Origin of the sequence: Moorena sp. SIO1F2 (assembly GCF_010672755.1) — a bacterium.
Taxonomy (GTDB): Bacteria; Cyanobacteriota; Cyanobacteriia; order Cyanobacteriales; family Coleofasciculaceae; genus Moorena.
Genome location: NZ_JAAHFV010000035.1, coordinates 1 through 13,424, shown reverse-complemented (window position 1 = coordinate 13,424; position 13,424 = coordinate 1). Strand labels below are relative to the sequence as shown.

Below are 13,424 nucleotides of genomic sequence, written 5' to 3'. Positions count from 1 at the left end.
ATGGTAGATGCACCCTGATAATTACCCCTGAAGCTCACGGTTCGGGGGATTTTTTTTGGTAGATGTTGCCATCAGCGCCTTAGCTGGCTGTTGGCTTTGAGCAAATTTATCCCGTGGGTTTTGTTATTGATTGACTAGTAAATTTACTAGTAATCCTTCCGGATATCAATCCCATCAATCAGAAGAAATAAATGGTAGATGCACCCTGATAATTACCCCTAGGCTCAACGGTTTGGGGGTTTTCTTTTGAAACAGCTGTCGAATCCCTATCAAAGCTAATAGTTACCAGAGATATTCCGGCAATTTTTTCGACTATTTTATTGGTCATAGTTCCGGAGAATAGTGAAGTAACTAAGAAGAAAGAAATTAGATGCCACCTGATCAACACCCCTGAGATCTGATCGGGAGTTTTTTAGCAGTAGATCAATTGCGATCTATGTCACTAGTTACTAGAAGCACCGTCTAAGAGTGTTTTTCACCCATTTACCTTTCTGAGTGCGGTTCCGATGTTGATGCTCTCACCGCCTAGAGCAAACTTCCTTATTATAAGGCTACATTGATGGGATTGACCGTAGATCACGCTACGCTATCGATGATTACTCAGAAAAGAGTGAGTGCGAAGTATATTCACAAGTTAATCGTTTTTAATCCCAGCTCTGACGAGACTGGGTTTTAAAACTTCGCGCTTACTTGTGATCAATCCTGCTAGCTGTCAACTGCCAAAAATTTGGTAGTTTCTATAAATAGCCCCAACCCAATATATCATAACCTTATCTGGTAAGCAATAGCTATGGCTTGGGAGAAAATGGTACACCTAGATATTTCCCCTGGAGTAGGAGACGCTCCTCTATTTAATTGACCAAATACCCACTGATAAGTTCCATCTACCAGCAAGTCCTTAACTAGTTCATAACCTTGGCACGGTCAGTCAAAATTTCGTAGCCATCAGTTGTTACCAAAACCGTATGTTCAAACTGAGCGGATAGAGAATTATCGACCGTAACGACTGTCCAACGGTCAGATAGGGTGCGTGTGAACTTAGTACCAGCATTCAAAATTGGCTCAATCGCCAGAGTCATCCCAGCACGGAGCTTGACATTCGGCAATTCGCGGGTGCGGAAGTTGAATACTGAGGGGTCTTCGTGTAGATTTCGCCCCACACCGTGACCCGTATAATCCTCCACTATACTATAGCCATAAGTTTGGGCATGGTCTTCAATCGCACCAGCAATGTCTAGCAAGTACTTCCCTGCTTTCACCTGTTCGATGCCCTTGTAGAGAGATTCATTTGCCACCCGAATTAATTGACTCGCTTCTGGTTTGACCTCTTCAATCGGAATAGTAATGCATGAGTCTCCGTGAAATCCCTGATAGAAGGCACCTGTATCCACTTTCAACACATCACCACTGCAAATTACTTTCTTAGGACTAGGAATACCATGAACTACTTCGTGATTCAGGCAGGTGCAGATCGACCCAGGAAAGCCGTAGTAGCCTTTGAAACTTGGGGTTGCTCCCATCTGACGGATCCGCTTTTCGGCATAGACATCTAAATCTGCTGTGCTCATTCCTGGCTCAACCATCTCAGAAATTTCTTTGAGTACTGTTGCCACAATAGTTGCCGCCTGCCGCATGATCTCAATTTCACGCTCAGATTTGATTTCAATCCGTCGGCGTTTTTTCTTGGCACGGGAGGGATTAGTGGCACCGGAAAACAGGTTACTTAGAATGTTCATTTGATAATTATTAGTTAATTAAGAATTATTAAATAATTATTATATCTTTCGATTTTCTTTCTATTTTCGGTTCCTAGCTCTATTGAGTAAAAATTCTTAGCAGGATGGTTTCCAACACTTCAGTAAGAAGAGGATAAATCCCCTCTTTCAACAAAGAGCTATTCCAGTTAACCACAACTTGACATTAATGGTCGATTTTATTTATACTATAACTATCGGAATAGTTAATCGAATCTACTTTAGAGTTAACTGATGAACAAGTGCGTTTGTACTACTGAAGCAGCATCTCTTTTAGGAATATCTTCGAGACGGTTGAGACAACTCCTCCAAGACGGTCGCGTCCGGGGTGCCTATAAAAGCGGTAAATTCTGGATTATTCCTCTGTTCAACCATTTACCGCAAATTATCAAGGCCAGCCGTGGACCGATTGGCACATGGAGTAAAAGTCGTCCTCCGGCTCTAGCTAAGATCAATGTCAATCGCAATCGCATTGGCACCAACAAAACTAAACCTCCCGAAGAGCGTCAGCCAGTGATTTCGGTAAAACGAAGCGGCAACAATCTATACGGCAATCAGGTAGAAATTCTTGGCCCGTGTCGGATTGTGTATCAACCGGATAACCCTCTTGATTGTGGTGCTCGTCTGTGGATTGAAACCTTTAGTGATATTCACTTTATCGGTGGGAGTTTTCCGGCCACTGCCTAGTAGAGGGTGGGGTTATATTTACCTTTTTCCTGTTGCCTTTTTCCATAACAATACACTCGCAATACCTAGGATGACTAAGGCAAAAATCCCTACGGGCAACCACCACTGTAATAGTTGAGGCTCTGATGGTGCCGTATCCTCTTCTGAGAAGGATTCTGACTGCTGGTTAAATCCAGGTTCAGTGGCAGGACTTGGCACAGTTGCAGTTTTTTTCCCAGGAGTGACTGTAACGTCGTACTTGATCTCAAATGGCTTAAAACTAGCTCCTGATTTAGGAGTACCGCTTAAAACTAACTCATAGACTCCCGCTTTAGGAAAGACTAGATCAGCTCCAGGAATACCTTGATATTGTTCGGCTGATATAGCTTTCAGCTGTGGCTCAAGGATGGGGGAACTCCCTAACTCTGATGAGGATTTAGAGTAAACGGCTAGTTGACAGTCACATTGCTCTAGGGGAATGAGTTGGCCCCCTTGGCGAGTAAGGGCAAACCACGCTAGAGCAGGTTCTCTAGCGCGAGGATTGTGATTGGGTTCAATGTGGAAGGTAGCACCGACATCAGCAGAGGTTTTAATGTTGTGAGAAATTATCGGAAAATACTGCTGAGTTGTGAGTGCTGAGTTTTCAGTAGAGGAAATGTTTGATGGCAGTTGAATGGTCATGGGGGTTAACTCTTAATGCTAAAATTTATTCAAAGATGCTCTTACCTCCTAACCATAAAATGCCGGAGATACAGAGGATATAGAAGATCACACATGAATCTTTTCATGACAACTTGCTATAAGTTCACAATAAGCATGAATGGCTGATGATAATATTTACCATAGTCTATAGGTAAGGAACATAAGCACGGAATGGTTTTAGATTTGCTGCTGGTCATGACCCTAGGGTTTCTGGGGAGTTTTGGTCACTGTGTGGCGATGTGTGGACCTCTGGCAGTGGCGTTTTCCCTATCTCAGCAGCAGGAAAAGTCCCCCAAGTGGCTGCATCAGCTGGGTTTTCATAGTCTACTGAACCTAGGACGAACAATTAGTTATGCTCTCGTCGGAGCTGGACTTGGGGGTATGGGTTCAGTCTTGATTGCCAGTGGTCAGTTGGCTGGGATTGGCAGTGGATTGCGCCAAGCCATGGCAATTCTGACTGGTTTAATGCTTATTTGGTTTGGCTGTGTGCAGCTTAAACCCGATTGGATTCCCCGTCTGCCCCTATTACACCCCCTATCTAAAGGGATTGGGCATCAACGGCTGACGGTCGCGATGACTAAATTGTCTGGGGAATCTCAGTGGTGGACACCAGCCCTTTTAGGAGGAGTCTGGGGTTTGATGCCTTGTGGATTCCTGTATGCTGCTCAGATTAAAGCAGCGGAAATGGGTAATCTCTGGTGGGGAGCAGCAACGATGCTGGCCTTTGGACTGGGAACGATGCCCATGATGCTAGGAGTGGGTGTATCTGCATCTAGACTCAGTGTTAGCAAGCGCAGCCAGCTGTTCCGCCTAGGAGGCTGGGTTACCCTCACGATTGGTATTTTAACCCTTCTGCGTACCGATGCTATGGTGGATTACACCGGTCATGGGGCGCTGCTGTTACTGATGTTAGCTTTGATTGCTCGTCCGATTAGTGGTTTGTGGGCTGGGTTCTTACGCTATCGTCGGGCTTTAGGAGTGGGGGCATTTGTGTTGGCGATCGCTCATACATTTTTTAGGCTAGACCATGCCTTGAACTGGAAGTTAGATGCCATGGGCTTTATGTTACCGCAGCATCAGTGGGGTCTGTTAGCAGGAATTTTAGCGCTTGTGTTGATTACCCCAGCTGCCCTCACGAGTTTTGACCGCTTACAGAAGGGTTTGGGCAAGCTTTGGCGACGGATTCATTTATTGAGTATCCCTGCTTTAGTCCTAGCTGCAATTCATACCGTGATGATTGGTTCGAGCTACCTTGGACAGTTAGCTTGGACTGGAAACCACCAACTCAGAGCTGTGAGTTTGGGAATAATTACCTTAGGAGTTTTGCTAGTGCGATCGCGTATTGTTTGGTCAGGGTTATCCCTAGAAAAGTTCTACGTTCCCCCCAAATCTTGGTAATGGTCACTGATTCTAAACTGAGCTTTTCACCCATGCACTTCAGTATTATCTATTCAGTATTACCTATAGTTAGCGATATTTTCTCTGCTCCAAGCTAAACCTATCCAATTTAGATGTAAAGTAGCTATAAGGTTATTTTTTAGTGGGCTTTATGGGATTTCGAAATTGGTTAACTGCTACAGCAGTAGCTTGTCTGATTTGGGTGATCAGCTCGGCATTTGCGCCCCCTGCTTTGGCTGTGATCCGCATTAAACTCTTCGATTTGTCTTCCCAGGAGTGTCCCTCAGAAATCGGGCAAGGCATGGTGACCGTTGGTGGGGGGTCGGCTAGGCAGGCTGGTTGCTATCTGATCAAGGGTAAAGCCAAGAATCCCACTAACAAAATGGTGCTTGATGCTGATGTTTCTGGTCGTATCTACGATGCTAATGGCAATAATACCTTCCCAAATCGGAGTCGCGTAGGGTCAATTGATGAAGTGCCAAAAGGGATCAGTGATTTTGAAATCCGGGTTACAGTTCCTGCTAATGTAAAAACGCCTCTGATCCTTAAGGGTTTTAAGGCATCCGGTTTTAGGCACAAAATCGGTCGGTGATTAGCTTAAAGGGGGATTAAGCCCACGCTGACGCTTCTCTTTCAGACGTGGGGCTTCTCCCCGTTTAAGCTAAAACGCCCCAGCTAAAATTTGTAGAAGGAAAATCGCCAGTATGGGGGAAAAATCTATACCTCCAAGGGGTGGAATGAAGGAACGGAAAATATTCAGGTAAGGGTCAGTAATTGGACTTAAGACAGAAGCGACCTGATTCGCCCAATCCATTGTTTGAAACCAAGTTAACAGAATTCGGACAATTAATAGAACTAGATAGATTTGAATAAAGCTCTGGAGAGTGCTAGTCAACAGTTCTGTAGCCATAGATTTATAAGCTTTCTTAGTAAGTTTGTGTGAGTGTTATGCCTTGATGTTAAGTTTAACGAATTTGATCAACCTGTGCCTGAATACCAAGTCAGTAAAGCTAAAACATACCTACAACATAATTTTTTTCACGGCTCAAGCACCCGTTCATGTGTATTTGCCTCAGCTGTACCTTTCACTGTGCTGACTTGTTGACGTACATCGTCAATGGCTGAATTGAGCTGGGCAATTTTGTCTTCCAAACTCTGACGTGCCGCTTCAATACTTGCTTCTGCCTTTAGTTCGCGCCTTCTGGCCCTAATTGCCTTAGGGTCTGAGCGCTCAGAATTTAACATAGACCGATCTTCCTCATCGTTTTGATTACTTTTCCCAGCAGTAACCAAAGCGCCGATTAATCCACCTATCAATCCCCCGACTACTGCTCCAGTCAGGAATCCACTTGCAAAACCATCTTGCTGACTCATGTTGCTCTGTTGCCCTTGATTTTCAAAATGCAGCTTTTATCCAGATTAACCCATCAAGTTTGAGAGGATCTTGCTGATTAGACAAGGGGTTTGCTACCAGCCCATAATTAATTGTATCGTATCGCAAGGCTTTTAGACAAAGCTTTGAAAGCCCGGTCTGGTGAGGGAGCGGAGAGTGTGAAGTTTGGCACCGTGATCAGCCAGTCTAGGTAGAGGTGTTGCCTGGAACACCTCTACTATCAGTTAGTTGGATTTGCTGTCTAAGTTGCTCAGGGTAATAGGGGTTATTTGCTGCTCAGGTCAAGTTCCAAAAGCGCGATCGCCTGCATCACCCAAGCCTGGTACGATATATCCCTTAGCATTGACTTCCTCATCAATCATGCCAGTGTAGATGGTCAAACTAGGATAATCTGCCCCCAACTTTTGTAAGGCTGGTGGTGCTGCTACCACGCTAATAATCCGTGTTAAGTCTGGTGTTGCTCCTCGTTTTTTAAGTTCTGACATTGCCAACATCATTGTGCCACCAGTAGCCAGCATTGGGTCGAGAACTAGGACTCGTGTATTTGGGTCAAACTGATTGGGTAAGGTATTCAGGTAAAAACTGGCTTGTAAGGTTTCCTCATTTCTGACCAGACCAAGGTGATAAACCGATGCCAAGGGCAGCAAAGTTTGGGCTCCATCTAAGAGCGCTAGTCCAGCCCGCAAAATTGGCACAACTACTATGGGCACTTCTGGGTTAACCATAGTTACCTTGCACGGAGCTAGGGGAGTTTGCACTGTTAGTTCTTCATTCGGCAACCAATCCCGCATTGCTTCATAGGTCAACCAGCGTCCCAACTCGGTCATAGCGCTTTTGAACAATGGAGGTGGTGTCGAGGCATCACGGGCAACCCCTAGCCAGTGCTTAACTAGGGGATGGGGTGGAACATAGACACGTAGTTGGAGAGTCATAACAGGTCGTAACTATAAGAATTAGTGAGAAACAAATTAGGTAGTGTCAGAGGAATTGGGCAGCAGGGTTTTTGGGAATAACCACAAGTTTTGATCTAGTCGATGATAGTTTCAAGTTTTACATTGATGAATACAGTATTAACGAGTGTTTGCTTGATTCAAGCAAACCCTAAACAAGTTGTCAAAATACAGACAGCACTCAAAGGGTTTGGGCATGCTTTTAACTATGCCAATAATACTGTCAAGTGGTCAATTACAAGCAAAAACACCATAGAGACTCAGATCTACACCTGAGGGGGTGTGTGGTGTGGCGGGGGCGCGGGGTGTAATGATTGCCTTAGTTCCCAAAAAGTTTTCCCTACAGGTTCGCCGACACCCAGTAAGGGTAACAAGGCTGCTTGTTACCCTCCCCGGTGGGATGGTTAGCTAACACTCCTCCCACTCCCGGCACTCCCGACACTCCCCTTTTCGGGAAAATGCTTTTCAATATGTTGACATTTTTTTTCAACAAGACTATAGTAGTAATAAGTGTTCTCCTCTCATTAAGGATAGGCGGGTGGGACCGGTACGCAGCAGCAGGCTGGTGCCCACTTTTTTTTTTGCATTAGTAATGAACTCTTATATCAACAAGAAACGCTAAACTCAGATCCATCAGTTAATATATTTAAATTGCTAATTCCATGACTGCTGGATCCCAACCTTGCCCATCAAGCAATCAATCCCATACCATTTCCAATCAATCGGTATTTGATACTATTGTGATTGGCTCTGGTATTGGGGGGCTAGTAACCGCAACTCAGTTGGCAGCGAAGGGAGCGAGTGTGCTGGTGCTAGAAAGCTATATCATTCCTGGTGGTAGTTCGGGTTACTTCGAGCGAGAGGGGTATCGCTTTGATGTGGGAGCATCAATGATTTTTGGGTTTGGCACCGAAGGGACAACCAATCTACTTACCCGAGCCCTTGAGGCTGTCAATGTCAGTCTCGAAACAATTCCAGATCCAGTACAGATTCACTATCATCTCCCTGGTGATCTAGAGCTCAAAGTCCACCGAGACTATGAGAATTTTTTGCAAGAACTTACTGCTCACTTCCCTGACCAACGCCAAGGAATTCGCAAATTTTACGATGAATGCTGGAAGGTCTTTAATTGCCTGAATGCCATGGACTTACTGTCCTTGGAAGAAATTCGCTATTTGACCAGGGTATTTTTCCAGCATCCCTTGGCTTGTTTGGGTTTAGTAAAGTACCTGCCCCAAAATGTGGGAGACATTGCTCGCAAGTATATTAGCGACCTCCAGTTGCTGAAATTTATAGACATGGAATGTTATTGCTGGTCTGTGGTACCTGCTGACAAAACACCGATGATTAATGCTGGGATGGTGTTTTCTGACCGACATTACGGTGGGATTAATTATCCGGTAGGAGGTGTAGGAAAAATCGCCCAAAAACTAGTGGAGGGATTGGAGAAAGCTGGAGGTCAGATTCTTTATAAAGCTCGAGTCGGGAAAATTCTGCTGGAAAAGGGCAAGGCAGTGGGTGTCCAGCTAGTCAATGGTAAAGAGTATCGAGCAAAACGAATTGTTTCCAATGCTACCCGTTGGGATACATTTGAGAAATTAGTCCCAGCTGACCAGATGCCAGCAGTTGAGCGGAAATGGCAACAGCGTTATCAGAAATCACCGGGTTTTTTGAGTTTACATTTAGGGGTAAAGGCAGATGTTTTACCACCTGGTACAGAGTGTCACCATATTGTCCTAGAAGACTGGGGAAAAATGGAGGATGCGGAGGGGACTATTTTTGTTTCGATTCCTACCTTGCTTGATCCCAATTTAGCCCCAGAAGGCTATCATGTTTTCCACACGTTTACCCCTAGCTGGATGGAAGATTGGCAAGGATTATCCCCTCGTGAGTACGAAAATAAGAAGGAAGAGGCAGCTGGATGCTTAATTGAGCGACTAGAAACGATTTTTCCTGGCTTAGATGCTGGATTGGATTACATGGAGGTGGGCACACCACGCAGTCATCGACGATTTTTGAACCGTATGGATGGAACCTATGGGCCAATTCCCCGCCGCAAGTTAATGGGATTGTTGGGAATGCCGTTTAATCGGACTGCGATTCCAGGGCTTTATTGTGTTGGGGATAGCACTTTTCCAGGGCAGGGTTTAAATGCAGTAGCGTTTTCGGGATTTGCTTGTGCTCACCGTATTGCTGTGGATTTGGGATTCTAGGTAGAATGCTTCTTAGGGAACAGCGGATCACCGGAATAGGGAACAGCGGATCACCGGAATAGGCAATAGGCAAGCTAGCAATAGGCAATAGGGAACAGGCAATAGGCAAGCTAGCAATAGGCAATAGGGAAAAAATCCTGTGTACGTCATTAATATGAGAATCGCTATAAAGTAAGTATTCAAACGCAAATTAGATCACACTCGCCACACTTCCCACACCTCCCTCTGTTTCCCTATTCCCTATTCCCACCGGCGGAGAGCAATAACTTCTAGTTGAGAAATTAATCTGGCCAATTCCTGGGTCAAAAAATCCGAACGTTTTTCCTGATAAACTTTGAGTAAGCTCTGATAAAACCAAAGGGTTCCCTCTTTACCACCTGTAAACTTTTGCCAAACTTGTTCCCCTTCTCTGTGGCAATCAGCAAGAAGTGAACGAATATTGTGGAGTTTATCAGCTAAAGCTTTAGCATCTTGATAGCTATCGAGTTTATCAAAGGTGGGATTACGGAAGGATTTTTAGATGTAGTGTTGGGCAAAATTTGCATCAAAACGGAGGAGCATTAAACGGAATTTTTCATATAAATCAAAGCCATAACCAGAGTGTAATTATTGTTGAATAGAATCAGTACTGTATTTTTCGGTATGGTTAATAATTTCTGATTTTGACCAAGGGAAATTGGGAGTATCCCAAGACAATTTTTTGAATTCGGTTATTCGTTCTAAACGGTAGTTATACCATCCCAAGGGCGGTTGGTTTTCAGTTCGATCAGGTCTTTGACCAAAGGCACAGAGGTAATAAGCCCGATGATAATAGTAAAGAAAAACTGGGTAAACAGTGTATTTTTTTTTTTATTTAAGCAAGCACTGTTATAGATATTTTTGATATGTAGTTTAGGAGCAATCTTCCAAATTTAGGTAGTGATAAATAAGTAGTGATGCAATATTACATTTTAAATAAGGCATTTTGTTTTGAAAAAATATAGGAATTTGACTATCAATTAATTAGGTCTAATTATCTAAGTAATCATAAATAATGATTAAATAATCCTTAGAAAAATGCTAAATTTTTATTATTAACAAAAAGGTTAGTGATCAATACACCATCATAACAATGAATACAGTCTCAGATTTAATAACGCGACCCAATTGCCCTTACTGCAACTGTGAGCGAACAGTTAAAAAGCGATGCAGCAAGGGAACAGGGGGTTTCCCCCGGAGACAAAACCTTAGATAGTGGAGCCTTTATAGTTAGCAGGTTATGCAGAAAAGGGTTAAATATTTTATAATAAGGCGACCCTATCTTACGGTAAATTCAAACCATGAGCGACTGCATCAAGAACAGTAAGACCAAAGAAACGTCACAAACCAGTAGCAAAAAAAACTGGGTAAACTAATCATATTGAAAGATTAAATAATACTTTAATACAAAGGATTAGTCGTCTGGTAAGAAAAACTTTTTCATTTAAAAAAAAAATAGAAAATCACTTAGGAGCTATTTGGAATTTTATTCATCACTATAATAAGTGTTTGTCGGGTTGATTAGGCTATCACTACTTGTGTATCACTACCGCTTACGCAACGAGAATTTCCAGATCTCTCATATCATGATCGGGATAATTACCCTTAATAAAAATCTCCCCATCTCCCCATATTCCCCTCCTGGGAGGGGTTAGGGGTGGGTATCACCCTCCCTCTAATTATGGGTATTCAACCTGACTTGATATCAAATCCACCAAGGATAACACGGCAAATAATTGAGCAATGTTTCGGGCTTGTTGACAATCAACCGGTCGATTATAGATTTTTGATACTATTGTAGATTTTTTTTATGTAATTTTTGATACAAATTACGAGGCGTTTACCCTGGAATCTCAACCCTAGTTGCTCCTCAAGTAGCGTGACCTACGGTCAATCGCGTAGCGTGGCCGTAGGCCAATCCCGCAGCGACCCTTTTGGAGCATCGCATTTCTCTAGTTTTCTCTGCCAGAGACAAGTGACAGGATCCCTGATTTTAGGCATTTGTGGAAATTTGTGACTATTTCATTGAGCGCTTCTCATATTAATGAGATACACAGTATTTTTGGCGTATTCCCTATGGCGTATTCCCTATGGCGTATTGTCTCCTGAGCCGAAGTTCCCTGATCCCAAGTTGCTTATTCCCTGTCTTGATGCATAAATAGCTCATTAGGCCATGAATAGAGTGTTTAATCAAGGCTCTAAGTATTAAAAATATTAAATTAGTATTAAAAATATTAAACAAGTTTGTCAAAGGGTCCAGCAGTTTTTATAAGATTTAGTTATAATAGGATTATTAGAAATAAATACTCATAATTAGATCTCAAAAAATAGATAGATCTCAAAAATAGATAGATCTCAAAAAAGTAGATCTCAAAAGAGTAACATCTGCTCACCGCAGCCCAAACAGTAAAATCAGATACTAAAGTAAGAACCCCGCTTGTGCATAGACGGGGCTTCCAAACATCCTAAGATTTTCTGTGAATCAATTCCTGCCAGTCTGGAACTTTCTTCTATCTAGAGTGTGGCTAGTTGGGCAACAATAAACTGGGCGGAAATTAGAGGTGAAGGTAAAAAAACTGGATAGTTGGAGATAACCATAATGGCTATTACTCGTTCGGAACATCTGCCAGATCTAGAAAGTGTGCATCGGGAACTCAACCGCCGACTCACCCATTTCATGAATAGCGACGAGGGAGGATTTCCAGGGATGACGTTTATGCCCTATGCAGAGATCGAGGAAACTCCTAAAGCCGTTTACCTGAGACTAGAAATTCCAGGCATGGAAGCCAAAGACCTTGATGTTGAACTCACGGAAGACTCTGTTTGCATCAGTGGCGAGCGCCAGTCAGCAGCTAGGACTAAAGCAATAGGTATGGTACGCTCGGAACTACGCTATGGGAAATTCAAACGGGTTATTCCAATACCAGCCAAGATTAACAGAAATCAGGTTGAAGCTGAATATCATAACGGCATGCTCAAACTCACCCTGCCTAAAGGGTAAGCTTGAATCTTCAACCTTTTCTAAGGTGAAAGTTGGTGACCTGAGGGGGTGACAACAAGGCGCTTCATTGCTGCTTGTCACCCCTTCAGGTTGGTTACTGACTGCCTTGCCTGTTTGATCATGTCAATTAAGGTGTAGTGAGCATCTTCAGAATCTTTAAGTTCATGATCAAACCTGATGCGCACAGTGGAAGACTCCCCCTTGACTTTTGTGATTATATTCATGCCTTGAGGATCAATGGAAACCATTTCTGCTTCTTCTGTATCAGGCGAATTACCGAAAGTCTGAGCATACAGTGCCACAGCATCAGCATGATCATCGTTCATGTGCTTACAAATGCGATCGCTTACCTCAGGAGAAAATGGGTCAGACATGCTTAATCAAGAAATATAGTTATCAAAACATCTTTATCAAGATATCAGGTTTCCCCTCTCAAAACAGTCAGGACTTACCCAGCTGAAAGGAAAAATTAAGGTTTTAGCCAATAGGTAACCGCCAACGGCGAACGGGGATATCAGAATTACAGACGTTTGATAGGTCTGGGTGGATATACTGTCTATGGGGAACTCCTGATTTACCTATTAGCAGTTGACTAGCTTGGAGGATAGAATTCATAGGCACAGCGGTAATTCCAACCTGTGTAAAATTCCCAGGGTGCCTGTTTCAGAATCAAGTTAGCTGATCTGATGGGCGTTTTCTGATATATTCAATATTAGGTATGAGCATTTCCTCTGATTCAAGAAGGTATGTTAAATAGTAATCCCTAAGGTCAAGAGCTACCGGGATATCGGGTGTACTCAGCTAAATCGTCAGGGTTAGATTATCAGGGTAGACGAATCAGTGAAACACCCAGGGTAAACCCATCTAATTTTTTCAATCCTATATATAGTGTTTTTCAAATTAAATAAACACTATATGTATAAAAATAATTGTCAATAAGCACAATAAGGCTAGGTTTATTGAGAACTACCCCCGCTTACCCAACAAGATGCGTTTACCCTGGTGAAACACCACACTAAAAGCTTGATAAATACTTATGAAGATACTGTGACGGTATATCAATTGGCTGCTATCAGCATAATTCATATCATTCTCAGTGATATCTAAATAGTGGTGCTTACCCTAGTTTACGAAGCTAAAACTTGCTGGATGTCCCAGAAGTCTATTTAGGGCTTGTGATCTAGAACACATCTAAAAGAGGATCTAGATCTCCAGACAGGCGTGCTTTCTATTTGACCACTAATTTCTAGGTATTGGAAGTGATCAAACTCCCATAACTACGCTTACGAAAGTCACACCAGTAGGATGATAGATAGCACGCCTGTCTGG

Annotated in this window: 12 protein-coding genes and 2 pseudogenes; 6 read left to right on the top strand and 8 right to left on the bottom strand. The window is 43.1% G+C overall.

Annotation, left to right across the window (positions count from 1 at the left end):
• Positions 1-902: 902 nt before the first annotated feature.
• On the bottom strand, positions 903-1,736 hold the full coding sequence (gene map / locus F6J94_RS07110; protein ID WP_293038545.1) for a type I methionyl aminopeptidase: 834 nt from the start codon (positions 1,734-1,736) through the stop codon (positions 903-905).
• A 252-nt stretch (positions 1,737-1,988) separates the two neighbouring features.
• Between map and F6J94_RS07105 the strand changes: the two genes are divergently transcribed.
• A complete protein-coding gene (locus F6J94_RS07105) occupies positions 1,989-2,441 on the top strand; it encodes a helix-turn-helix domain-containing protein (protein WP_293021888.1) in 453 nt (150 codons plus the stop codon).
• Positions 2,442-2,459: 18 nt separating this feature from the next.
• Here the strand turns inward: F6J94_RS07105 and F6J94_RS07100 are convergent, their stop codons facing one another.
• The gene (locus F6J94_RS07100; protein WP_293021887.1) at positions 2,460-3,101 is read right to left on the bottom strand and encodes a hypothetical protein; all 642 of its coding nucleotides are present in this window, start codon (positions 3,099-3,101) and stop codon (positions 2,460-2,462) included.
• Positions 3,102-3,293: 192 nt separating this feature from the next.
• Between F6J94_RS07100 and F6J94_RS07095 the strand changes: the two genes are divergently transcribed.
• A complete protein-coding gene (locus F6J94_RS07095; protein ID WP_293038542.1) occupies positions 3,294-4,520 on the top strand; it encodes a sulfite exporter TauE/SafE family protein in 1,227 nt (408 codons plus the stop codon).
• Positions 4,521-4,671: 151 nt separating this feature from the next.
• Positions 4,672-5,112 (top strand): hypothetical protein, encoded by a 441-nt coding sequence (locus F6J94_RS07090; protein ID WP_070393011.1) that lies wholly within the window; start codon positions 4,672-4,674, stop codon positions 5,110-5,112.
• 69 nt (positions 5,113-5,181) lie between these two features.
• Here F6J94_RS07090 and F6J94_RS07085 read toward each other — a convergent pair whose 3' ends face one another.
• The 3 genes from F6J94_RS07085 to upp form a co-directional block, all read right to left on the bottom strand.
• On the bottom strand, positions 5,182-5,430 hold the full coding sequence (locus tag F6J94_RS07085; protein WP_075899574.1) for a YggT family protein: 249 nt from the start codon (positions 5,428-5,430) through the stop codon (positions 5,182-5,184).
• Between the two features lie 128 nt (positions 5,431-5,558).
• Entirely contained in the window at positions 5,559-5,894 is a 336-nt protein-coding gene (locus F6J94_RS07080) for a hypothetical protein (RefSeq protein WP_293021879.1), read from the bottom strand.
• 300 nt (positions 5,895-6,194) lie between these two features.
• Positions 6,195-6,845, bottom strand: coding sequence for a uracil phosphoribosyltransferase (gene upp / locus F6J94_RS07075; protein ID WP_071104472.1), 651 nt, complete (start codon positions 6,843-6,845; stop codon positions 6,195-6,197).
• A 680-nt stretch (positions 6,846-7,525) separates the two neighbouring features.
• On the opposite strand from upp, the gene crtH reads away from it, so the two are divergent.
• Positions 7,526-9,076: a carotenoid isomerase gene (gene crtH, locus F6J94_RS07070; RefSeq protein ID WP_293038531.1), complete on the top strand. Its 1,551-nt coding sequence runs from the start codon at positions 7,526-7,528 to the stop codon at positions 9,074-9,076.
• A gap of 27 nt (positions 9,077-9,103) precedes the next feature.
• Here the strand turns inward: crtH and F6J94_RS07065 are convergent, their stop codons facing one another.
• A complete protein-coding gene (locus F6J94_RS07065) occupies positions 9,104-9,226 on the bottom strand; it encodes a hypothetical protein (RefSeq protein WP_293021874.1) in 123 nt (40 codons plus the stop codon).
• 456 nt (positions 9,227-9,682) lie between these two features.
• Positions 9,683-9,910: pseudogene (locus F6J94_RS34165) on the bottom strand (TIGR03985 family CRISPR-associated protein); the annotation flags it as partial.
• Between the two features lie 507 nt (positions 9,911-10,417).
• Between F6J94_RS34165 and F6J94_RS07060 the strand changes: the two are divergent.
• Together F6J94_RS07060 and F6J94_RS07055 are read left to right on the top strand one after the other, a co-directional pair.
• Positions 10,418-10,615 (top strand): annotated as a pseudogene (locus tag F6J94_RS07060) (IS1 family transposase); the annotation flags it as partial.
• 1,078 nt (positions 10,616-11,693) lie between these two features.
• A complete protein-coding gene (locus tag F6J94_RS07055) occupies positions 11,694-12,095 on the top strand; it encodes an Hsp20/alpha crystallin family protein (protein ID WP_293021873.1) in 402 nt (133 codons plus the stop codon).
• Positions 12,096-12,172: 77 nt separating this feature from the next.
• Here the strand turns inward: F6J94_RS07055 and F6J94_RS07050 are convergent, their stop codons facing one another.
• On the bottom strand, positions 12,173-12,469 hold the full coding sequence (locus tag F6J94_RS07050; RefSeq protein WP_293038526.1) for a DUF2470 domain-containing protein: 297 nt from the start codon (positions 12,467-12,469) through the stop codon (positions 12,173-12,175).
• Positions 12,470-13,424: the final 955 nt, after the last annotated feature.